17 protein-coding genes are annotated in these 21,150 nt (G+C 69.7%); 6 read left to right on the top strand and 11 right to left on the bottom strand.

Going from position 1 to position 21,150, the window contains the following annotated elements:
- Positions 1-147: 147 nt before the first annotated feature.
- The 4 genes from ASD21_RS15270 to ASD21_RS15255 all read right to left on the bottom strand — a co-directional run bounded on the left by ASD21_RS15270 (position 148) and on the right by ASD21_RS15255 (position 7,701).
- The gene (locus ASD21_RS15270; RefSeq protein WP_056442890.1) at positions 148-1,317 is read right to left on the bottom strand and encodes an aromatic ring-hydroxylating oxygenase subunit alpha; all 1,170 of its coding nucleotides are present in this window, start codon (positions 1,315-1,317) and stop codon (positions 148-150) included.
- A gap of 157 nt (positions 1,318-1,474) precedes the next feature.
- The gene (locus tag ASD21_RS15265) at positions 1,475-3,124 is read right to left on the bottom strand and encodes a phytoene desaturase family protein (protein WP_056442887.1); all 1,650 of its coding nucleotides are present in this window, start codon (positions 3,122-3,124) and stop codon (positions 1,475-1,477) included.
- A gap of 214 nt (positions 3,125-3,338) precedes the next feature.
- The gene (locus ASD21_RS15260) at positions 3,339-6,419 is read right to left on the bottom strand and encodes an efflux RND transporter permease subunit (protein ID WP_056442884.1); all 3,081 of its coding nucleotides are present in this window, start codon (positions 6,417-6,419) and stop codon (positions 3,339-3,341) included.
- 202 nt (positions 6,420-6,621) lie between these two features.
- The gene (locus ASD21_RS15255) at positions 6,622-7,701 is read right to left on the bottom strand and encodes an efflux RND transporter periplasmic adaptor subunit (RefSeq protein ID WP_056442881.1); all 1,080 of its coding nucleotides are present in this window, start codon (positions 7,699-7,701) and stop codon (positions 6,622-6,624) included.
- A 243-nt stretch (positions 7,702-7,944) separates the two neighbouring features.
- Here ASD21_RS15255 and ASD21_RS15250 point away from each other — a divergent pair, with 243 nt between their 5' ends.
- Positions 7,945-8,577, top strand: coding sequence for a TetR/AcrR family transcriptional regulator (locus ASD21_RS15250; RefSeq protein ID WP_056442877.1), 633 nt, complete (start codon positions 7,945-7,947; stop codon positions 8,575-8,577).
- A gap of 15 nt (positions 8,578-8,592) precedes the next feature.
- On the opposite strand, the gene ASD21_RS15245 is transcribed toward ASD21_RS15250, so the two are convergent.
- Positions 8,593-8,865 (bottom strand): hypothetical protein, encoded by a 273-nt coding sequence (locus ASD21_RS15245; protein ID WP_056442874.1) that lies wholly within the window; start codon positions 8,863-8,865, stop codon positions 8,593-8,595.
- Between the two features lie 120 nt (positions 8,866-8,985).
- Between ASD21_RS15245 and ASD21_RS15240 the strand changes: the two genes are divergently transcribed.
- The 5 genes from ASD21_RS15240 (at position 8,986) to ASD21_RS15225 (ending at position 12,967) form a co-directional block, all read left to right on the top strand.
- Positions 8,986-9,183, top strand: coding sequence for a hypothetical protein (locus tag ASD21_RS15240; RefSeq protein ID WP_056442871.1), 198 nt, complete (start codon positions 8,986-8,988; stop codon positions 9,181-9,183).
- A 212-nt stretch (positions 9,184-9,395) separates the two neighbouring features.
- Positions 9,396-9,731 carry a hypothetical protein gene (locus tag ASD21_RS15235; protein ID WP_156398392.1) on the top strand — a complete coding sequence of 112 codons (336 nt, stop codon included), beginning with the start codon at positions 9,396-9,398 and terminating at the stop codon, positions 9,729-9,731.
- Positions 9,732-9,779: 48 nt separating this feature from the next.
- Complete coding sequence (locus ASD21_RS24490) at positions 9,780-9,926, top strand: hypothetical protein (protein ID WP_200941442.1); 147 nt, start codon at positions 9,780-9,782, stop codon at positions 9,924-9,926.
- 101 nt (positions 9,927-10,027) lie between these two features.
- Positions 10,028-10,915, top strand: a complete 888-nt coding sequence (locus ASD21_RS15230; RefSeq protein WP_056442863.1) for an EamA family transporter — start codon at positions 10,028-10,030, stop codon at positions 10,913-10,915.
- Positions 10,916-11,053: 138 nt separating this feature from the next.
- A complete protein-coding gene (locus tag ASD21_RS15225) occupies positions 11,054-12,967 on the top strand; it encodes a potassium transporter Kup (protein ID WP_056442862.1) in 1,914 nt (637 codons plus the stop codon).
- A 201-nt stretch (positions 12,968-13,168) separates the two neighbouring features.
- On the opposite strand, the gene ASD21_RS15220 is transcribed toward ASD21_RS15225, so the two are convergent.
- The 6 genes from ASD21_RS15220 to ASD21_RS15200 all read right to left on the bottom strand — a co-directional run bounded on the left by ASD21_RS15220 (position 13,169) and on the right by ASD21_RS15200 (position 21,149).
- On the bottom strand, positions 13,169-14,101 hold the full coding sequence (locus tag ASD21_RS15220) for an iron-containing redox enzyme family protein (protein ID WP_056442858.1): 933 nt from the start codon (positions 14,099-14,101) through the stop codon (positions 13,169-13,171).
- 90 nt (positions 14,102-14,191) lie between these two features.
- A complete protein-coding gene (locus ASD21_RS15215; RefSeq protein WP_056442855.1) occupies positions 14,192-14,467 on the bottom strand; it encodes a hypothetical protein in 276 nt (91 codons plus the stop codon).
- Positions 14,468-14,714: 247 nt separating this feature from the next.
- Entirely contained in the window at positions 14,715-15,806 is a 1,092-nt protein-coding gene (locus ASD21_RS15210) for a 3-deoxy-7-phosphoheptulonate synthase (protein ID WP_056442853.1), read from the bottom strand.
- 96 nt (positions 15,807-15,902) lie between these two features.
- Entirely contained in the window at positions 15,903-15,986 is an 84-nt protein-coding gene (locus ASD21_RS23995; RefSeq protein ID WP_145688053.1) for a hypothetical protein, read from the bottom strand.
- Between the two features lie 176 nt (positions 15,987-16,162).
- Positions 16,163-17,995: an ABC-F family ATP-binding cassette domain-containing protein gene (locus ASD21_RS15205; RefSeq protein WP_056442850.1), complete on the bottom strand. Its 1,833-nt coding sequence runs from the start codon at positions 17,993-17,995 to the stop codon at positions 16,163-16,165.
- A 292-nt stretch (positions 17,996-18,287) separates the two neighbouring features.
- Entirely contained in the window at positions 18,288-21,149 is a 2,862-nt protein-coding gene (locus ASD21_RS15200) for a TonB-dependent receptor plug domain-containing protein (protein ID WP_056442847.1), read from the bottom strand.
- Between the last annotated feature and the right edge of the window lies 1 nt (position 21,150).

Below are 21,150 nucleotides of genomic sequence, written 5' to 3'. Positions count from 1 at the left end.
CGCCCCCTCCGTCACGATGCGTATTCGCATCGCGCCACCTCCCCCGCGATGCGGGTGAGGAGGATCTGGCGGCGTCCCTTCTCCTCACCCGTGCAACGGGGGAGGTGGCGCGTCGCGAAGCGGCGTGACGGAGGGGGCGTCACGACCTCACCACCCCTCCGGCGGCCGATGCAGCCGCGCCTGCGGAATCAGCGCCCGCATCTTGCGCCCGAAGCTGCGAAGAGACACCTCGCTCGAAGCCAGCGGCCCGGCGGTAAAGCTGCGCGACGCCATGCCCTGCTGCACGCGGGCCACCAGCTGGGTGTCCTCGGCGTTGACCTGGCGGTTGATGCGCCAGTTCAGATACCGCGCGGCCTTCATCTCGCGCCGGCTGTCGGGCAGGGCGTAGGCGATCTCGCGGATCATCGTCTGGGTGGGCGAGACCGGGATGAACTGCATGAAGTCCACCTGGTCGGGATAGATGTCGAAGGCCTGGTTGGGCCAGAGCTTGAAATAGGTCCACAGACGCTTGCGCTCGGGCGGCAGGTGTTCGACGTCGGGCAGCACCCGTTGGTACATCCGCTCGGACGGATTGCGCGACGGCTCCTCGATCAGCCGGCCCCACATCTTGTCGACCCAGGTCTCGGCTTCCACGCCGTAGCCGCGCCCAAACAGCCGGGTCAGGCCGGGGTGGGCGATCGGGATGTGCAGGCCGTCCGAATAGTTGTCGCTGATGTTCTTCCAGTTGACGTCGCGCGGTCGCAGGGTGACGCGGCCGAACGGGACCATTTCCTCGAAGCGGTAGGGCTCCAGCTCGTGGTCGTAGGGGGCCATCATCTCGGCGACGCTGGGGCCGTCCCCTTCGAGCCGCACGAAGACGAAGCCGCGATAGACCTCGACCTGGACCGTGTGGAGCCCCTGTTCTTCCATCTTCAAGGCAGGGTAGGTTTCGGCGTGCGGCACGCCGATCAGCCGGCCGTCCAGGGCGTAGGTCCAGGCGTGGTAGGGACAGACGATCCGGCCGCCCCCCTTGCCGCATTGGCCCGACGGCCCGTCCAGCAGTCGCGCGGCCCGGTGCCGGCAGACATTGGCGAAGGCTCTGACCCCGCCGTCCTTGCCGCGCACCACGACCGTGCTCTCGCCCAGGAAGTCGAAGGTGTGGAAATCGCCGGGTTTGGGGACGTCATTCAGATGGCAGACGATCTGCCAGGAGGGCCGCAGGACCTTGTCCTGTTCTTCGCGGAAGAAGCGGGCGTTGTCGTAGAGCCAACCGGGCAGGCCCCAATTTGCATCAGGATCGGCGGCGTCGGGATCGCGGTTGGGGAGGTTCAGGTCCATCACGAAAGCCCTCCAGCGACAATGCGGCTAACACTTGCCCCCTCCGGGCCTTCGGCCCTCCTCCCCCAAAGGGGGAAGAGGCGCGTCCTCCGCCCCCTATGGGGGCGGACAGACCGCGAAGCGGGCAGGTGGGGGCAAGTGGGTGAGCCTCCCACGTCTACCGCCCCACCAGGCTCAGCTTCACCGCCGTCGCGAAGTCCCGGTCGCGCAGGATCTCCCGCGCCGCGTTCCGCCCCGGATTGCCCGACACCCCGCCGCCCGGGTGGCAGCCGGCGCCGCACATGTAGAGCCCCTTGATCGGCGCCCGGTGGCTGGCGTGGCCCAGCACCGGCCGGGCCGCCCACAGCTGATCCAGCGACATGTGGCCGTGCATGATGTCGCCGTTGACCAGGCCGAACTTCCGCTCCAGGTCGACCGGCGACAGGATCATCCGTCCCAGGACCGACGCCTTGAAGTTCGGGGCCCACTGGTTGACCGTGTCGATGATCAGGTCGGCGGCCGCCTCGCGCTCGTCGTCCCAGTCGCGGCCGTCCGGCAGGTCCCAGGCGAACTGCTGGCAGAACAGGCTGGCCACGTGCTGGCCCGGAGGCACCAGGCTGTCGTCCAGGGTCGAGGGGATCAGGATCTCGACGATCGGCTTCTTGGAAATCCCGGTCGCCTTGGCGTCGCGATAGGCCTCGTCCATGTAGTCCAGGGTCGGCGACAGCACGATGCCGCACTGGTGGTGCTCGGCCACGGCCTTGCCGGGCAGGCAGGTGAAGTCCGGCAGCTCCGACAGCGCCACGTTCATCCGGAAGGTGCCCGAGCCGTTCTTGTAGCCCTTGATCGCCTTCCTGAACGGGGCGGGCAGGGCCGAGGGGGCGATCAGCGAGCCGTACAGCAGGGCGGGATTGAGGTTGGACGAGACGATCGGCGCCATGATCTGGCGGCCGTCGACCAACTGCACGCCGATGGCCCGCTTGCCGCCGCCTTTCGGCAGGTCTTCGACATGCACGCCCTCGACCTTGGCCTTGAGCAGGATCTCCACGCCCTTGGCGCGGCAGGCCTTGGCCATGGCCTGGGTGATCGAGCCCATGCCGCCCACCGCGTGGCCCCAGGCGCCCTTCTTGCCGTTCACCTCGCCGAAGGTGTGGTGCAGCAGCACATAGGCCGAGCCCGGGGTGTCGGGGCTGGCGAAGTTGCCGACCACGGCGTCGAAGCCGAAGCTGGCCTTGACCGCGTCGCTCTCGAACCAGCCGTCCAGGAAGTCGCGGGCGCTCTTGGTGAACAGGTCCAGCAAGTCGCGCTTGCGCTCGCGGCTGAGGCCCGCCAGCCGCCCGCCCTGGCGCAGGGCCCGCAGCAGGCCCGGCAGGCCGTCGCCGAGATTGGGCGGGGTCTCGCCGGCCAGGGCGCGCAGCACGTCGCCGATCTCGTCGAGCATGGCGTAGTAGGCGGGCAGGCGCTCGGCGTCCCTGGCCGAGAACTTGCGGAACTCGGCCTGGGTGCGCTCCAGCCCGCCGCCCAGCTTCATGTAGGTCTTGTCGTCGATCGGCAGGAAGTTGGAGATCGGCCGCTCCAGGATCCGCAGGCCGTGGCCGTGCAGGTCCATGTCGGCGATGACCTTGGGGCTGAGCAGGCTGACCGTGTAGCTGGCCACCGAGTTGCGGAAGCCGGGGTGGAACTCCTCGGTGACGGCCGCCCCGCCGACCACGTCGCGCGCCTCGCAGACCGTGACCTTCAGCCCGGCGCTGGCCAGGTAGAAGGCGCAGACCAGGCCGTTGTGGCCGCCGCCGATGATGATCGCGTCGCGGTGCTGGGTGGCGGTCATGTGTCTCTCCCCGGGTGGTGGGGGGAGGTTGCTATACGAGTGTATAATAGGCAAGGGGCTCAGTGGCTCACCCACTTGCCCCCCACCTGACCGCTACGCGGTCTGTCCGCCCCCATAGGGGGCGGAGGACGCCGCGCCGCGCTCCTCTTCCCCCTGTGGGGGAAGACGATCGCGAAGCGATCCGTAGGGGGCAAGTGCTAGCCGCACCGAGCCCCTAGGTGTGCTCCGCCTTCCCCCGCGCCGTCAGCCAGTACATCACCGGCGTCGCCACCCGCGACAGCACCGTGCTCGTGATCAGCCCGCCGATGATCACGATGGCCAGCGGCGAGTACAAACCCGACCCCTCCATCGCCAGCGGCAGCAGCCCGCCGATCGCCGTCACCGAGGTCAGCAGCACCGGCAGGAACCGCACCTCGCCGGCCTTCTCGATGGCGTCGTGCAGCCCCATGCCGCCCTTGCGCAGCTGTTCGGTGAAGTCGACCAGCAGGATCGAGTTCTTGATCTCGATGCCGATCAGGGCGATCAGCCCGATCGTCGCGGTGAAGCTCAGCGAATAGCCGGTGATCCACAGCGCCGCGACCGCGCCGAACAGGCCGAACGGGATGATCCCGGCCACCACCAGGGCGGTCTTGAACTTCTGGAACTCCAGGACCAGCACCGCCAGGATCCCGAACACCGCCACCATCACCGCCGCGCCCAGGCCGGCGAAGCTTTCCGACTGGGCCTCGGCTTGGCCGCCCATCGACAGGCGGTAGCCGGGCGGCATCGGCAGCTCGCGGTTCAGGCGGGCGACCACGTCCTGGGTGACCTTGGCCGTCAGGTATCCGGTCTGAACGTAGGACGACACGGTCACCGTCCGCTCGCGGTCGTAGCGGTCGATGCGGGCGGGGCTGGAGCGGAGGGTCGGGCTGGCGATCGAGCCCAGGGGCGCGGCCTCGCCCTCGGCGGTGGGCACGTAGATCTTCGACAGGTCGGCCAGGGCGTTGCGGCTGCCCACGGCGTTGGGCCCCTCGGCCACGCTCATCGGAAGACGCACCTTGACCGCGTAGTCGTCGCCGTCCGGATCGCGGAAGCGGCCGGTCTCCTCGCCCGACAGCGCCAGGCGGGCGGCGCGGCGCGGGGCGCCGGCCGGCACGCCCAGGGCCGCGGCCTTGCCCTCGTCGACGCCGAGGTCGAGGTCGGTGCGGTCCAGCCGCACGGGGTTGTTGACGTCGCGCGTGCCGGGCGTGGCCTTCAGGATCGTCTCGGCGCGCGCCGCCAGGGCCTTCAGCACCTGCAGGTTCTGGCCGGTCAGGCGCACGGCCACCGGGGCGTCGATCGGCGGGCCGTTCTCGAAGGTGACGACGCTGATCCGCGCCCCGGGGAAGCGGGCGAAGTCGGCGCGCAGGCGGTCCAGCACCTTGTCGCTCTTGCCCGGCTCCCAGGCCTTCAGGCTGGCGAACACCTCGCCATAGGTGGTGGCGCTCTCGCGCTGGGTGATGTTGTAGAAGATCTGCGGATTGCCGCGTCCCAGGTTGTCGGCCTGCCAGACGATCGCCGGCTCCTGGCTGAGCCGGGCCTCGACGAAGCGCAGGGCGCGGTCGGTGCGGGCCAGGGGGCTGCCGTCGGGGGTCTCGACCCGGACCAGGAACTGCGGGGTCTCGGCCGCCGGGAACAGGGACGAGCCGACGATCTTCAGCATCGGCACGGCGGTGGCGCAGATGGCCAGCATGATCGCCAGGCTCAGCCACGGCCGCGCCAGGCTGAAGTGCAGCACCGGGCGATAGAAGCGGTGGATGCCGCCGTTCACCGCCCGCAGCAGCGGATTGCCCTCGGGGTCGGAGTGCTTGTCCAGCACCCGGCTGGCCAGGAACGGGATGATGGTCATCGACACCAGCAGCGAGGCGCCGACCGTGCACAGCACCGTCACCGGCAGCGACTTGATATAGGCCCCCGACCCGGCCGGCAGGGCCATCAGCGGCAGGAAGGCCAGCATCAGGCAGGCCGTGCAGCCCAGCACCGCCAGGGCGATCTGGTTGGCGCCGTTGACCGCCGCTTCGGCGCGCGCCTCGCCCTCGCGGATGCGGCGGGCGATGTTCTCGGTGATCACGATGCTGTCGTCGACCAGCAGGCCCAGGGCCAGCACGAAGCCGGCGATCGACAGCTGATTCAGGGTGAAGCCGAAGGCCTGCAGCAGCACCAGGCCGATCAGCAGGGACAGCGGGATCGACACCATCACCACCAGGCCGGCGCGCGGTCCCAGCGGCAGCAGGGTGATCAGCACCAGCAGGAGGGCGATGCCGAAATCGCGGAACAACTTCGTCAATCTATGCTCGACGTTCTTGGCCTGGACGAAGCCGCGCTCCAGCTTCACCCCGGCCGGCAGGGTCTTTTCGTAGTCGTCCAGCACCCGGTCGACGGACTTGGTGATCCGGGCCACGTCCTGGCCGTCCTTCTGGGTGACGGTGACGAAGATCGCCCGCTTGCCGTTGAAGCGGGTCAGGTGGGTGGGCTCGTCCTGGGCCCAGGCCACGTCGGCGACGTCGCGCACCCGCACCACCTGACCGCCGATCGAGCGGACCGGGGTGTCCTTGACCACGTCCAGCGAACGGAAGGCCCCGCCGGATTTGACGTTGAACCGCCGGTCGCCCGCCTGCACCGCGCCGATCGGGGCCTCGGCGCCGGCCGCCTTCAGGGCGTCGGACACCGCCGTGGCCGGCAGCTTCAGGGCCGACAGCCGGGCCAGGTCCAGCGACACCCGCACCTCGGACGACGGCGCGCCGTAGTAGCGCGACTGGCGCACGCCGGGCACGCGGTCCAGCCGCTCGCGCAGCCGGTCGGCCACCTTCTCCAGCCGGCGCATCGGCAGCACGTCGCTGGTCAGGGCCACCTGGACGATGGCCACCTCGGTGGTGCGCACCCGGTCGATATCGAGGCGGGCCAGGCCGGCCGGCAGGTTGCCGCGGATGGCGTTCACCTCGCGGACCACCTGGTCGTACTTGCGCTCGGGATCGACGTCCCAGGTGAAGTGGACGCGGATCACCGCCGCCCCGTCCAGGCTGGTCGACTCGACCTTGTCGATATTGTCCAGGCCGTCGACGGCGTCCTCGATCGGGTCGGCGACCAGTTGCTCCATCTCCGAGGGCTCGGCCCCCGGCAGCACGGCGCGGATCACGACGATCGGCACCGGGAAGTGCGGATCCTCCGAACGCGGCACGTTGGAGAAGGCGTTCAGCCCCAGCATCACCAGCAGGCCGAAGGCGACCAGGGTGAACTGCCAGCGGCGGACCGCGAAACCGGCGAGGTCGAACTTCATTGCGAAGGCCCTCGCTCGGGTGGTGACCATGTCACCCCCACATCCGTCATTCCCGCCCTTGTGGCGGGAACCCCTCTGTCCGCCGCCAGGGCAGGGGTGTGGCGCGCCGGCGCGCCAAAGCGCTTCACCGTCAGCTGAACCAGGGGTTCCCGCCACAAGGGCGGGAATGACGGATGTGGGGGTGACATGGTCACCACCGCCTTCATTGCCCCGCCACCTTCCCCAACACCCTGGGATCGGTCACCGTCACCCGGTCGCCGTCCGAGACGAAGCCGGCGCCGGCGGTGATCACCCGCGCCCCGTCGGGCAGGCCGGCGACCAGGGCGTCGTCGCCGTCGAAGCCGCCGAACTGGACGGGGGTGCGGCGGGCTCTCATCTCCCCTTTGGCGCCGTCGAGGCGGAGCACGGCCGCCTTGCCGCCCGAAGCCTCGAGCACGGCCTCGGCGGGGATGCGGGCGAAGCCGGCGTTGGTGGTGGCCGCCACGCGGCTGGCCAGGCGGGCGGTGGCGATCTGGCCGCTGCGCAGCTCGGGCCGGGCGGCGACCTCGATCTCGACCGTCACAGCGCCGGTGCGGGCGTCGGCCGACTGGCCCACGCGGGTGACGTGGCCGGCCAGGATCTGGCCCGGCAGGGCGTCGACGGTGACCTCGACGGGCGCGCCGACGCCGATCCCGGCCACGTCGCGATCGGGCAGGGGCACGCGCAGCACCAGGGGGCTGTTGAGGTCGGCGATGCTGACCACGGCCTGGCCGGGCTGCACCACCTCGCCGGCCTGGGCCTTGCGCTCCAGCACCACCCCTGAAGCGGGGGAGACCAGCTGCGCCCAGCGCCGGTCGAAGGCGGCGGAATTGTAGGCGGCGCCGGCCGAGCGGACGGCGCTCTCGGCGTCGTCGACCCGCACCTTGGCGACATAGCCCTTGGCGTAGAGGGTCTTGGCGCGCTCCAGGTCGCGGCGGGCCTTGTCGAGGTCGGACGACGAGGCCTGCTGGCGGGCGTCGACGGCGGCCGGGTCGATGGCGGCCAGCACCTGGCCGGCCCGGACGCTGTCGCCGGCCTCGACGGAGACCTTGGTCAGCACCCCGGCGATGCGGAACGACAGGGCCATCTCGCGACGGCGCTCCAGGGTCCCGGTGGCGGTGACGCCGCCGGATGCGCGCGGGGCGCCGACGGCGACGGCCTCCACCGCCTGGGGCGGCGGCGGGGCGGCGGGGGTCTTGGCGGGACCGCAGGCGGCGAGGGCGAGGAGGGCGATCAGCGCGGCGCCGGACGCCCCCTCCGTCACGAGGCTGCGCCTCGCGCCACCTCCCCCGCTTCGCGGGTGAGGAGCAGGCGGCGCCGACCTTCTCCTCCCCCGTGCAACGGGGGAGGTGGCCGCGCAGCGGACGGAGGGGGCCTCCCGCGCCGATCCGGCTTCCAAGTCCCCGACCATGACCCGCCCTCTCGACTATCGATCAGTGATAAGTTATCAGTGATAGATTATCGCGGCTTGTCAAGCCGCGCGAGGCTTGAGAAAGGCTCGAACACGATGAAGTCGCCGCAGGTCAGATCGCCCCGCAAGCCCAAGGGGCAAGGCGCCGAGCGCCGCGAGGAGATCCTCGACGCGGCCCTGCGGCTGTTCAGCGCCAAGGACGTGCACGTGGTCTCCACCCGGCAGATCGCCGAGGCGGCCGGGATCAGCCAGCCGGCGCTCTACGCCTATTTCGCCACCAAGGACGACCTGATCGCCGAGCTGTGCGTGCGGGCCTTCGCCAAGCTCAAGGCGCGGATGGACGACGGCAAGTCGCGCTGGACGCCGACGCCCGAAATGTTCGACCGCGCGATGATGACCTATATCGATTTCGGCCTGAGCGAGCCCGACGCCTACCGCGTGGCCTTCATGGTCGAGAAGAGCCACGACGGCTCCTTCAACGCCCGCACCGGCGGCCGGCCGATGGCGGCGGGCATGGAGGCCTTCCAGGGCTTCGTGGCGATGATCGCCGAGCTGCACGCCGCCGGCCTGACCCACGACGACGACCCCCTGCGCCTGACCCAGACCCTGTGGGCGGGCCTGCACGGCCTGGTCTCGCTGCTGATCGCCCGGCCGGAGTTCCCGTGGACCGAGCGCGAGGCCCTGATCGCCGGCCACATCGCGATGCTGCGACGCGGGGCGCTCAAATAGTCCCTGGGGGAGGGGTCAGGACTTCACGTCCAGGTTCCCGCCTTCCACCCGCACCGGCTTCAGCGCCTCGCGCCGGGCCGGGTCGATCGCGCCGGGACCGGTGACCGCGCCGGCGTAGAGCACGGCCGGGTCCGCGGGCCCCTTGGCCTTGTCGTCCTCGGCCTTGGGCTTGTTGATGTCGTAGGGGCCGTTCTTGGGATGGGCCGGGTCGATGTGCTTCTTGGCGTAGTCGATGTCCGTGCAGTCCTTGCACGCGAAGCCGTTGATCGTGGTGGTCTGGCTGGTCATGGCGTCCTCCCGATGGGGGTGAGTTCGCGCGGCGCCGGAAATGGTTACATGGCGAAATCCGCCGTCCCCCCCTATATCCCCGCCTTCCACTCCATTTCGCTAACGTCGGAACCCCGCGCCATGGCCAAGCTGCAGCCCCTCGAAACCTTCAGTCTGCAGGAAACCGAGGACGGCTACCGCCTGCTGGTCTCGGCGATCGGCGGCGAGGCGCTCTATGTCTCGATCACGCCCGCCCAGATGGACGACATCATCGAGAGCCTGGAAGCGGCCATGGGCGGCGAGGAGGAAGAGGGCGTCGAGGACGACGAGGGGTTCTAGCGAGCGCAGCGAGCGTTCCGCCCCCTATGGGGGCGGACAGGCGGCGAAGCCGCCAGGTGGGGGCAAGCGGGTACGCCTCCGCCCTGCAGTTGAACACTTGCCCCCTACGGGCCTTCGGCCGTCTTCCCCCGGAGGGGGAAGAGGGTTCTCCCCGCGATACGTAAGGAACGGCCACGCTTCCGTCGGCTGTGAAACGGCGTAGGGTCATCACCATGAAACCTGGCGCCGTGAAAGCAAGCTGGTGGGCGCGGGGGCTGATGCTCCTGAGCGCGATCCTGTTGCTCGGCGCGCCGGCGATGCCGACCGCCGCCATGCCGATGGATTCCAGCCACGCGCAGGCGCCGTGTCACGACATGGATCACGATGGGGGCCACGACAGGGGCAAGTCCCTGTGTTCGGACGGCTGCGTCGTCGCCTGCCAGGTCATCGCGGCGCCCGGGACGCAGATCGCCGAGCCCGTTGAGACCGGTCTGGCGATCCCGGCCCCCACGCCCTCCCCTTGGCCGCCGGGACGCGCGCCGGCCCCGGAGCTTCCGCCGCCGCGGTGAGGTCCGAATTCAGAATTTCATCCTTCAATCTGAAATCGGAAACCCATCATGAAACGTATCCTTTCGACGGCGGCGCTGATGCTGCTTGTCTCGGCGTCGGCCGCCTACGCCGCCGCCCCCGAAGCCGTGACCAAGGCCGTTGGAGCCTGCTGCGCCCTCGGCGCGGCCTGCTGCAACGGCGGTCCCTGCTGCTGATCCAGCCCTCTAGGCTAGGCCGGGACGCCCGCTCCGAAAGGGGCGGGCGTCTTGCGTTCGGGTCCATGGGCGGCCGCGCCCATCCCTGCTAGAGACGCCGTATGTCTCCCGCCGCCTCGCCTCTGCGCGCCGCTCTGCCCTACGTCTGCCTGCTCGGGGCCATGGTGTCGCTGTGCGCCGGGACCTCGTTCGCCAAGACCCTGTTCCCGCTGGTCGGAGCCCAGGGGACCAGCGCCTATCGGGTGGGGTTCTCGGCCCTGATCCTGTGCCTGATCTGGCGGCCGTGGCGGACGCCCCTGGCCCGCAAGGACCTGATCGCCGTGGCGACCTACGGGGCGGTGATGGGGGCGATGAACCTGTGCTTCTACATGGCCATCCGCACGATCCCGCTGGGCCTGGCCATCGCCATCGAGTTCACCGGCCCGCTGAGCCTGGCGATGATCCACGCCCGCAAGCCCATCCACTTCGTCTGGATCGCCCTGGCCGTGGCGGGCCTTGGCCTGCTGCTGCCGCTGGGCGACACGAGCCTGAACCTCGACCTGGTCGGCGTGGCCTTCGCCGCGGCGGCGGCGGTGTTCTGGGCGCTGTACATCATCGCGGGCCAGCGGACCGGACACCTGCACGGCGGCCGCTCGGTGGCCCTGGGCATGGCGACGGCGGCCCTGGTCATCGCGCCGTTCGGCCTGGCGACCGCGGGCGCCGCGCTGCTGAACCCGGTCGCCATCGGCCTGGGCCTGGTGGTGGCGGTGGTCTCCAGCGCCATTCCCTATTCGCTGGAGATGGTCGCCCTGCGCGGCATCTCCAAGCGCAGTTTCGGGGTGATGCTCAGCCTGGAGCCGGCGGTCGGGGCCCTGGCCGGCCTGCTGGTGCTGGGCGAACACCTGGCGCCCCGCCAATGGCTGGCCATCGCCTTCGTGATCGCCGCCTCGGTGGGCACGGTGGCCACCGACCCGTCGCGCAGGCAGGCCGAGGCGCCGCTGCACGACTAGGGCCGGGGGACACGCACAAGTGCATGTCCCCCGGCGCGGAATCTTTATGACGCCCTTATGCCCGCGCCCGAAATCCACATGGCGCCCTTACGCCGACCGCCTGTAGGCCACCGCTTCTCTCCGACGGACGCGAGCCTGATGGCCCATACCTCACCCGAGCCGACCCACCCGGGGGCGCGCGCCGCCCGGTTCGGGGCCCTGTGGCTGGGGGCGCTGGGCGTGGTGTTCGGCGACATCGGCACCAGCCCGCTCTACGCCATGCGCGAGGCCCTGGCCCACGCCCGAGGCGTGGACCCGCAGGCGGCGGTGTTCGGCGTGGTGTCGCTGGTGTTCTGGGCCCTGACCCTGGTGGTCACCCTGAAGTACGTCGCGATCGTGATGCGGGCCGACAACGGCGGCGAGGGCGGCACCCTGGCCCTGATGGCCCTGGCCCAGAACGCCCTGAAGAAGCGCTCGGCCTGGCTGGTGCTGCTGGGCATCGTCGGGGCCGCCCTGTTCTACGGCGACGGCCTGATCACCCCGGCGATCTCCGTGCTGTCGGCCGTCGAGGGGCTGACGACCGCCCCGGTGATCGGCGCCCATTTCGCGCCGTTCGTCCTGCCGCTGGCGGCGGTCATCCTGCTGGGCCTGTTCGCCGTGCAGTCACGCGGCACCGAGGTGGTGGGACGGTTCTTCGGGCCGATCACCCTGGTCTGGTTCGTGGTCCTGGCGGCCCTGGGCCTGCCGTTCGTGCTGCAACGGCCCGAGATCCTGCTGGCGCTGAGCCCCGTCTACGCCGTCAGGCTGATGATGGCCGACGGCCTGCTGGGCGTGACGATCCTGGGCAGCGTCTTCCTGTGCGTGACCGGGGCCGAGGCGCTGTACGCCGACATGGGCCATTTCGGCAAAGGCCCGATCCGCGCCGGCTGGCTGACGGTGGCCCTGCCGTGCCTGATGCTGAACTATCTGGGCCAGGGCGCGCTGTGCCTGATCCGCCCGGCCGCCATCGACAACCCGTTCTTCGACCTGATCCCGCACGCGGTCTACTGGCCGGTGATGGCCCTGACCACGGCCGCCACCATCATCGCCAGCCAGGCGGTGATCACCGGGGCCTTCTCGGTCACCCAGCAGGCGGTGCAGCTGGGCCTGCTGCCGCGTCTGGACATCAAGCGCACCAGCGAGACCGTGGCCGGCCAGATCTTCGTGCCGCAGGTCAATGTCGCCCTGGCGGTGGGCGTGCTGTTCCTGCTGTTCATGTTCCGCACCTCGTCGAACATGGCCTCGGCCTACGGGGTGGCGGTGACCACCACCATGGTCGTGACCGTGGCCCTGCTGTTCGTGGTGGCGCGCCGTCACTGGCGGTGGCCGTTGTGGGCCTGCGTGGCCCTGCTGGCGCCGTTCCTGGCGCTGGACCTGGTGTTCCTGGGCTCCAACGCCCTGAAGATCGCCGAGGGCGGCTGGGTCCCCCTGGCGGCGGCCGGGGCCATCATCCTGGTCATGTGGACCTGGCGGACGGGCAGCGACCTGCTGCACCAGAAGGTCCATCGCGACTCGATCGCGCTGGTCGATCTGATCGACAACCTGCGGGCCCGGCCGCCGCATCCGGTGCCCGGCACGGCGATCTTCCTGACCTCGGACCCCTCGGTCGCTCCCGTCGCCCTGCTGCACAATCTCAAGCACAACAAGGTGCTGCACGCCGACAACGTGATCATGACCGTGCGGACGGCCGATCAGCCGCGGGTCGCCGAGAAGGACCGGATCGAGATCGAACCCCTGGGCGAAGGCGGAGGGGGGGCGGGCTTCAAGCGGGTGATCGTCCACTACGGCTTCATGGAGACGCCGCACATTCCGCGCGCGCTGGGCAGCTGCCGGCGGCGCGGCCTGGCCTTCGACCTGATGTCGACCTCGTTCTTCGTCGGCCGCCGCACGGTGGTGGCCTCGCCCGGGGCCGGCATGCCCCTGTGGCAGGACCGGCTGTTCATCTGGATGGTCAGGAACGCCGCCGATCCGATCGACTACTTCCACATCCCCGCCGGCCGGGTGGTGGAGATGGGGTCGCAGGTGGTGGTGTAGGGGCGCCTCTTCGCTCACGAGCTTCGCACCCCTTTCAGGCGTCATCCCGGGCCTTGTGCCCGGGACCCCTCTGTCCGCCGCAGGTGCAGCGGGGGCGGTTCGCCGGCGAACCGCTTGTGTCTCACGGTTCAGCTGAACCAGGGGTCCCGGGCACAAGGCCCGGGATGACGACCAAGAAGAGGTAGGCGCCGACCGAAGTCCTCACTCCGCCGCGTAGACCACCGGGTGCACGTGGGCCCACAGGTGGGCGCGGTAGGTGTCGAAGCACTGCTCGCCGCAGATCAGCCGCATGACGGCGCCCTCGGCGATGAAGCGGGCGCAGTCGGGGCGTTCGCTGACCAGCGGGTGCAGGGCCTCGGCGTTCCAGGCCTTGGAGTGCTCGACGTCCAGCTGGGCGTGCAGGGCGAAATATTTGCGGGCGGCGGGCGAGACGCCCAGGCGCTTGAGGCCCGCGTCGACGCAGGCCACCCGGCCCGGGGCGGTCAGCTCGACCACGCCCAGGGCGCCGATCGACTGGTAGGTGTAGCGCCGCGTGGTGGCGAAGGCGGTCATGGTGTTGGCCAGGCACAGCGACTGCCACAGGGTGGAGTCGATGGTCGGCGTCAGGCCCAGGACTTCCGTCGTGCGGGTCAGCATCGGGCCATGCATGCCGGCCGCCGCGCCCCGGCCCATCTCGTCCCAGTAGTTGCGGGCCAGCTCCAGCTTGGCGCGGTCGCTGACCTTGACCTGGGTCATCGCCACCAGGTCGTCGAAGCCGGCCTCGCCGGCCGCTTCCTGGGTCAGGAACCACTTGATGTCCTCCAGGCCGGCCGCGCCCTCGATCCAATCGAACAGCGGGTCGTCCTGGCCGGGGCCGGTCTCGCTCAGGTCCTCGAACCAGGCCACGAAGTCGTCGGCGTCGGTCGGCACGCCGGCGACCAGCGGCAGGATGAGGTCGCGGAACTGCTCGATGTACTCGCCCTCGATCCGCTTCATCCGGGCCTCGTCCGAGAGCTCGGCGCGCCAGTCGGGATCGGGCGTTCCCACCGCCAGGCGGCGGTGGTTCCAGTGGGCCAGGCCCCGGTGCAGGGCCTCGGCGTCGGGGAATTGCGGGCTGAAGGCGCCGATGCGCGCCAGTCGTTCGCCACCCAACATGGCGTGTTCCTAGGATCGGGTGCGGGTCTTTTCAGGGGACGAAAAGGCCGCCTCCGGGGGAGGAGGCGGCCTGGTTCGAAGACGCTGGGATCAGCGCTGGTCGGTGCGGCCGGGCTCGATGGCGCCGGTGTCGGCGCCGCCTTCCAGGCCGTTGTTCAGGTCGTCGACGCCTTCGCCTTCGACGCCCTCGTTCTCACGACGCGGCTGGCCTTGCTGGTTCTGCTGGCCCGGCGCGTTGCGCGCGGCTTCGTCCTGCTGCTGTTGCGGCGTGCGCGTCTCGCCCTGCTGGTTCTGCTGGTCGGACTGCCGGCGTTGATCGTCGGACGGTTGTTGCTGCAGGCCTTCGCGGTTGGTGTCTTCACCCATGGTGGTCGCTCCCTGATCGCGCCGGAGGCTTCCGGCGGGGAGATCAACGAGGCGGAGAGAGGAGCGTTCCTAAGTCGAAAAAGCGACAATTTGGCCGCGAGGTCGCCAGGGCGGCGGGCGAATTCCTCGTCCTTCGACAGGCTCAGGATGAGGAATTCGAACTCAGCCGTCGCAGAAGCGGGCCTCATCCCGAGCTTGTCGAAGGACGAGGCCGGCTCCTGGGCGACGCCGGTTAGGTGTCCCCGCCCTACCGCGCCCGCCGCCCGGCCCGCACCGCCGCCGCCAGCGCGTCGAGCAGGCCGACCGAGGTCCCCCAGTCGACGCAGGCGTCGGTCACCGACTGGCCGTAGGTCAGGGGTTGGCCGGGGACGATGTCCTGGCGGCCGGCGACGAGATTGCTCTCGATCATCACGCCCATGACCGGCGAGCGGCCGGTCGCGACCTGGGCGCAGAGGTCGGCCACGACGGCGGGCTGGTTGTCGTGGTTCTTGCCGCTGTTGGCGTGGCTGGCGTCGACCATGATGCGGGGCGCCAGACCCGCCTTGGCCAAGGCCTGCGCCGCCGCCGCCACGCTGACTTCGTCATAGTTGGGCGTCGCGCCGCCGCGCAGCACCACATGGCAGTCGGCGTTGCCGGTGGTGGTGGCGATGGCCGCGCGGCCCTCCTTGGTCACGGCCAGGAAATGGTGCGGCTGGGCGGCGGCGGTCACCGCGTCCACGGCCACCTTCACGTCGCCGTTGGTGCCGTTCTTGAAGCCGACCGGGCACGACAGGCCCGAGGCCATCTCGCGGTGGATCTGGCTTTCGGTGGTGCGCGCGCCGATCGCGCCCCAGGCCACCAGGTCGGCGATGTATTGCGGGGTGGTGACGTCCAGGAACTCGCAGGCCGCCGGCAGGCCCTGGGCGCTGACGTCCAGCAGAACCCGCCGCGCCAGCCGCAGGCCCTCGTTGATCCGGAAGCCGCCGTCCAGGTCCGGGTCGTTGATCAGGCCCTTCCAGCCGACCGTGGTGCGGGGCTTCTCGAAATAGACCCGCATGATCACCTCCAGCTCGCCCGCATGGCGCTCGCGCTCGACGGCCAGGCGGCGGGCGTACTCCAGGGCGGCCTTGGGGTCGTGGATCGAGCACGGCCCGATCACCACCACCAGCCGGTCGTCGCGACCGCTCAGGATCTCGTGCACGGCGCGACGGGCGTCGCCGACGACCTCGGCGACCGACGAGGTGGCCGGCGCCTCGCCGATCACCTGGGCGGGCGGACTGAGGGTCTGAAGCTTTTCAATGCGCAGGTCGTCGGTGGGGACGGGCAGCGAGACGAGATGGGCGGCGGTCGAGGAAGGCACGGCGTAACTCCTGGAAGGTCTGGAGGTCCGGCGGCCATGAAAAAAGCCGCCCGGGGAACCCCTGGCGGCTGGTGAAAGGCGTTTGCGGCTCTGATTTCAGGCCGAACGATCCCCTCCCGGCGCCAGAGGCGTCGGATAGCTAAAATACCAAAACAGCTGTTGGCTGGCGGCGAGGATCATGGGCGCAAGCCTAGAGGCAAGTCGACGGCGTGTCACTAGGGTGTGTGAGGCCCGGCGGAGGGGCCGCCCTCGTCCTTCGACAAGCTCAGGATGAGGGCTAGTTTGGTGTGGTTGGCATTCGAATTCCTCATCCTGAGCTTGTCGAAGGACGAGGAATTCGCTCACCGTCAGAAACCCTACCCCGCCATCGCCTCGCGCTTCTCTTCCAGCGCCAGCCAGTCTTCCTCGGCCGTGGCCAGGTCGGCGCGGGCCTTGTCGAGGTCCTTCATGACCTTGTCGAAGCCCTTGGGATCGCGGGCGTAGAAGCCCGGATCGGCCAGCTTGGCCTCGATGTCGGCGATGATCTTCGGCGAGGCGGCGATCAGGGCCTCGCACTCCTCCAGCCGCCGCTGGTCCTTGTAGGACAGCTTGACGGTCTTCTTCGGCGGGGGGGGAGCCGAAGGCGTGATCACCGCCTTGTGCGAGCCCGTGCCGGTGGCGAAGTCGCCGGCCGCGCCGCGGGCGCCCTTGAAGAAGTCCGGGGCCTGGTCGATCAGGTCGCTCCAGCCGCCGGGGGTCTCCAGCACCCGGCCGTGGCCGTTCATGGCGATGGTCGAGGTGGCCAGGCGATCGATGAAGTCACGATCGTGGCTGACCAGGATCAGGGTTCCCTCGAAATCAGCCAGAACCTCTTCCAGCAGGTCCAGGGTGTCCATGTCCAGGTCGTTGGTCGGTTCGTCCAGCACCATCAGGTTGGTCGGCGTGGCCAGGGCCCGAGCCAGCAGCAGGCGGTTGCGCTCGCCGCCCGACAGGCTGGTGACCGGCTGGCGCAGCTGGGCCTCGGTGAACAGGAACTCCTTGGCGTAGCCGGCCACGTGCTTGGGAATGCCGCGCACCAGGATGGAGTCGCCGCCGCCGGGGGTCAGGAAGTCCCACAGCGTCATCTTCTCCGACAGCGCCATGCGGTTCTGGTCGACGTAGGAGATCTCCAGATTGGTGCCCAGGCTGATCGTGCCGGCGTCGATCGGGATCTCGCCCAGCAGCATGCGCACCAGGGTGGTCTTGCCCGCCCCGTTGGGGCCGACCAGGGCCACGCGGTCGCCGCGCAGGATGCGGGTGGAGAAGTCCTCGACGATCACCCGGTCGCCGAATGTCTTGGTGACGTGCTTGGCCTCGACCACCTTCTTGCCGGAGGTGCCCGAGCTCTCGACGGCCAGGGTCATGCTGCCGCGCTTGTCGGCCTGGATGTCACGCTTCTGGGCGCGCAGGTCCATCAGGGCGCGGCGGCGGCCCTCGTTGCGGGCCCGGCGGCCCTGGACGCCGCGCGCCAGCCAGGCGTTTTCCTTTTCCAGCTGCTTGTTGAGGCGACGCTCCTCGTCGGCCTCGGCGGCCAGCACCTGCTCGCTCCAGATCTCGAACTCGGCGAAGCCCTTGTCCAGGCGGCGCACCTTGCGGTGCTCCAGCCAGAAGGTGCGTTGGGTGACGCGGTTCAGGAAGGCGCGGTCGTGGCTGACGATCAGGGCCGCGCACTTGGAGTTGGCCAGTTCCTCTTCCAGCGTCTGGATCGCGAAGATGTCCAGGTGGTTGGTCGGCTCGTCCAGCAGCAGCACGTCGGGCTGTTCGGCGAAGGCGCGGGCCAGGGCCGCGCGGCGACGCTCGCCGCCCGACAGGCCCACCGTGCTCTTGGCGTAGTCCAGGCCGAAGTCGGCCAGGGTGGCGTGGGCCTCGTAGTCCTCGGCGCCGCCGGCCGTGCAGTAGTCCAGCAGGGTCTCGCCGGCGATGTCCGGCTCCTGGCTGACATAGACGATCTTGGCGCCCGGCTGGGCGGCGCGCTCGCCGCTGTCGGCCTCGATCCCCTGGTTGGCCAGGATCTTCAGCAGGGTCGACTTGCCGGCCCCGTTGCGCCCGACCAGGCAGGCGCGCACCCGCGGCTCCAGCGCCAGGTCGACCCCGTCGAACAGCGGCTTGGCGCCATCGGCGAGGCGGACGTCCTTGAGAGCCAGGACAGGGGCGCGAGTCGGGGAGGCCATGATCGGGAGGTCTTACTGTCGGCGAGGAATGAGGAGATGGGGGCGTATAGCAGGGCGGGCGAGGGGGCGGGGGGTTTTCTTGTCGCGGCGGTGGGCTGGGCCAGCGGGGCGTGGGGACGAGGCGTGGGGACACACACTCATTCCAACCACGGTGGCAGGACGGCTCGGGCAGGGGGATGAGTGTGTGTCCCCCTGCGCCCCGCCCGCGCCCCGCCCAAAGAAAAAGGGGCCGCCCTTGTGGGCGGCCCCTCCATCTCATCGGAAGCGGACTGATGCTCCCGTACGCGAGATCCTAGTACTTCATCTTCACGCCGACGCGGAAGAACCGGCCGATGAGGCCCGCTTGCGAGAAGGTCGGGTTGTAGTTCACGCCGGCGTAGTTGGCCGGGTTGAACTGCGGACCCTCGTCGGTGGCGTTGAGCACCGCCGCCTGGAGCTGGACCTTGTCGTTGATGTCGTACGAGCCGGTCAGGTCCAGGTCGACGAACGCCTTGCTGTGGCAGAACTTGTTGTCGATCTCGGTTCCGCCGTCATAGAGGCATTCGGGACCGGAATCGGCGTCGATCGAGCGCTGGCCGCTGACATAGTTGACCGCGCCGGTGATCCGCCACGGACCTTGAGCGAAGCTGTTGGTCCACACGCCGCGATACTTCGGCGTGCCCGCGCCCGACGACAGGGCGTAGGGGCTTTGCTTGCCGACGTAGTTGCTGGTCACGCCCGCGATCGTGAAGTCGTAGTTGAAGATCACGGTCGCATCGAGCTCGCTGGTCCAGCGGACCTCGCCCCAGGGCAGGTCGTAGTCGGTGCGGATGTTCCAGTCCATGCCGCTGGTCGACAGGGAGTCGGCGTTCACATAGGGCGAGCCCACCGACAGCACGCGCGGCAGGGCCGTCGGGTTCAGCGGGTCGGGCGCGTCCGGGGTGATCGTGTAGCCGGGCGGGATCGGCTCGCCGGCATAGTAGGCCGCCAGGGCCGGGCCCGAGGTCAGGGCCGCGATCACGTCCTTCTTGTCGATGTGGTAGTAGTCCAGCGAGGTGCTGAAGTGGCGGTTGGGGGCCCAGACGCCGCCGAACGTGTAGCTTTCCGACTTCTCCGGCTTGATGTCCGGATTGGCCGTGGTGTTCAGCTGGAACGCGTAGGTCTGGGTGTAGGCGTTGCCGCCGTTCGGGAACGAGCCAGGGTGCAGCGCGATGAAGCTGGCCGGCAGGCCTTGCGAGTTGGTGAAGCCGATCGAGGCGCTGTCGCCGCCTTCCGAGAAGCTCGGCGCGCGGAAGCCCTTCGAATAGGTCGCCCGCAGGGCCAGGGTCTTGATCGGGGTCCACTTGGCCGCCAGCTTCGGCGAGAAGTTGCCGCCGACGTCGGAATAGTGGTCGTAGCGGCCCGAGAGGTTCAGCTCGAGGCTCTCCAGCACCGGCAGGCCGATTTCACCGAAGGCCGAGGCCACGGTGCGGTTGCCGCGGGTCTGGGCCGAGCCCAGGCCCTGGGTGTCGCCGAACGGATTGATGTTCGGATCCTCGGTGGCCTCGTAGCGGAACTGGCCGCCGAAGGCGACGCCGATCGGACCGCCGCGCAGCTCGCCGAACTGGCGGGTGGCGTTGAAGTCGATCGAGTCCAGGTCGGTGGTCGAGGTCTTCAGCATCACCGGCGCGAGCTTGTCGCGGACGGCCTGGCTGTTGGCCGACGGGTTCATGAAGTTGTAGGTGCCGTTGGTGATGACGTCGATCAGGGCGTTGTAGCTGATGAAGCCTTCCTGACGGGTCTCCAGCGACGAGTGGGCGATGACCAGGGTCGAGTTGTAGTCCCAGCCGAGCGCGTCGCCCTTCACGCCGCCCGCCATGCGGTAGACGCGGTTGGTGTAGGTGTTCTTCGACGGAATGTCGCCGAAGCCGTAGTTGATCAGCGCCGAGCCGGTCGGGCCGGCATAGGCGGGGTTGGCGCCCGAATAGGGGTTCATCGGGTTCAGGCTGCCGTCCGGCAGGAACTGCGGCAGGGCGATGCCCACGGTGTTGTGCGGCGAGCCGACCACGACCTGCTGCAGGCCGTTGTTCACGTCGACCTTGTTCTGGAAGATGCTGCCGCTGAGATAGGCCTCGAGGTGGTCGGTCGGCTTGACCGTGAAGCGGCCGTAGCCGCCGATGCGCTCCTGCTTGGGCTGGTGGTCGCCATAGGTGGCGATGTTGCTGGCGCAGTAGTTGTTGCCGTCGGCGTCGGTGGTCAGCGGGGCGTCGGGACCGCAGGTCCGCAGCGGGTTGCCGGCATAGGCCGCGCCGGTCGCCGGATCGATCAGGGCCGTGGCCTTGTGGGTGACCGGGTCGATGGCGCCGCCGACCACCGCGTAGCCGTAGGGGCCGGAGGCGCGGAAGCCGGGCTGGGGATTGTTGTTGTCCCCACCGATCGAGGTCAGGTCGTTGTTGTTGAACGGGAAACCGCGCTGGTCGATGCGGATCCGGTCGTCCTTCTGGTATTCGAAGTCGACATAGGCGTTGTACTTGTCGGCGTCGACGTCGCCATAGCCGGCCTCGGCGTTGAAGCGGAACTGGGCGCCGCCGCCGTGCTGGGTTCCGCCGTAGGAGGCCTCGGCGTCCGCGCCCTGGAAGTTCGACTTCATGATCACGTTGACCACGCCGCCGATGGCGTCGGCGCCGTACAGCGACGAGGCGCCGTCCTTCAGGGTCTCGACCCGCTCGACCGCGTTGAACGGAATGGTGTTCAGGTCGACGAAGCCTTTCTGACCGTCGTCGGCCAGCGGGTAGTTGGCGGTGCGTTCGCCGTCGATCAGCACCAGGGTCGAGTTGACCGACAGGCCGCGCAGGGCGACGCCCGACGAACCGGCCGCGAAGCCGTTGCCGAACGCGGTGGGGATGCTGCCGCTGTTGTCGGCGGCCAGGGTGCGGATGGCGTCGGCCACCGAGGTGATGCCGCGCTGTTCCAGCTGGGCCTGGGTCTGGACGGTGACGGGCGAGGGGGTCTCGGCGTCGGTGCGCCGCAGCAGCGAACCGGTGACGACGACGGCCTCGACCTCGTTGTCGGCGGGCGCGGCCTGGGCGGCGGGCGCCGGCGCGGTCTGCGCGTTCGCGGCGAAGGCGGCGAAGGTGGCGACCCCCGCGATCATCGTCGTCGCGAACAGGCGTCCGCGGGTGATTTGCAATTTCATA

Origin of the sequence: Caulobacter sp. Root1455 (assembly GCF_001426905.1) — a bacterium.
In the GTDB taxonomy this organism is placed as follows: domain Bacteria; phylum Pseudomonadota; class Alphaproteobacteria; order Caulobacterales; family Caulobacteraceae; genus Caulobacter.
This window is presented reverse-complemented; position numbering and strand designations above follow the sequence as displayed.

What these genes read in the sequence shown, in the direction of transcription:
- ASD21_RS15270 (WP_056442890.1), bottom strand. Translation starts at nt 1,317, where the DNA reads ATGGACCTGAACCTCCCCAACCGCGATCCCGACGCCGCCGATCCTGAT.
- ASD21_RS15265 (WP_056442887.1), bottom strand. Translation starts at nt 3,124, where the DNA reads ATGACCGCCACCCAGCACCGCGACGCGATCATCATCGGCGGCGGCCAC.
- ASD21_RS15260 (WP_056442884.1), bottom strand. Translation starts at nt 6,419, where the DNA reads ATGAAGTTCGACCTCGCCGGTTTCGCGGTCCGCCGCTGGCAGTTCACC.
- ASD21_RS15250 (WP_056442877.1), top strand. Translation starts at nt 7,945, where the DNA reads ATGAAGTCGCCGCAGGTCAGATCGCCCCGCAAGCCCAAGGGGCAAGGC.
- ASD21_RS15245 (WP_056442874.1), bottom strand. Translation starts at nt 8,865, where the DNA reads ATGACCAGCCAGACCACCACGATCAACGGCTTCGCGTGCAAGGACTGC.
- ASD21_RS15240 (WP_056442871.1), top strand. Translation starts at nt 8,986, where the DNA reads ATGGCCAAGCTGCAGCCCCTCGAAACCTTCAGTCTGCAGGAAACCGAG.
- ASD21_RS15235 (WP_156398392.1), top strand. Translation starts at nt 9,396, where the DNA reads ATGAAACCTGGCGCCGTGAAAGCAAGCTGGTGGGCGCGGGGGCTGATG.
- ASD21_RS24490 (WP_200941442.1), top strand. Translation starts at nt 9,780, where the DNA reads ATGAAACGTATCCTTTCGACGGCGGCGCTGATGCTGCTTGTCTCGGCG.
- ASD21_RS15230 (WP_056442863.1), top strand. Translation starts at nt 10,028, where the DNA reads ATGTCTCCCGCCGCCTCGCCTCTGCGCGCCGCTCTGCCCTACGTCTGC.
- ASD21_RS15225 (WP_056442862.1), top strand. Translation starts at nt 11,054, where the DNA reads ATGGCCCATACCTCACCCGAGCCGACCCACCCGGGGGCGCGCGCCGCC.
- ASD21_RS15220 (WP_056442858.1), bottom strand. Translation starts at nt 14,101, where the DNA reads ATGTTGGGTGGCGAACGACTGGCGCGCATCGGCGCCTTCAGCCCGCAA.
- ASD21_RS15215 (WP_056442855.1), bottom strand. Translation starts at nt 14,467, where the DNA reads ATGGGTGAAGACACCAACCGCGAAGGCCTGCAGCAACAACCGTCCGAC.
- ASD21_RS23995 (WP_145688053.1), bottom strand. Translation starts at nt 15,986, where the DNA reads ATGATCCTCGCCGCCAGCCAACAGCTGTTTTGGTATTTTAGCTATCCG.
- ASD21_RS15205 (WP_056442850.1), bottom strand. Translation starts at nt 17,995, where the DNA reads ATGGCCTCCCCGACTCGCGCCCCTGTCCTGGCTCTCAAGGACGTCCGC.
- ASD21_RS15200 (WP_056442847.1), bottom strand. Translation starts at nt 21,149, where the DNA reads ATGAAATTGCAAATCACCCGCGGACGCCTGTTCGCGACGACGATGATC.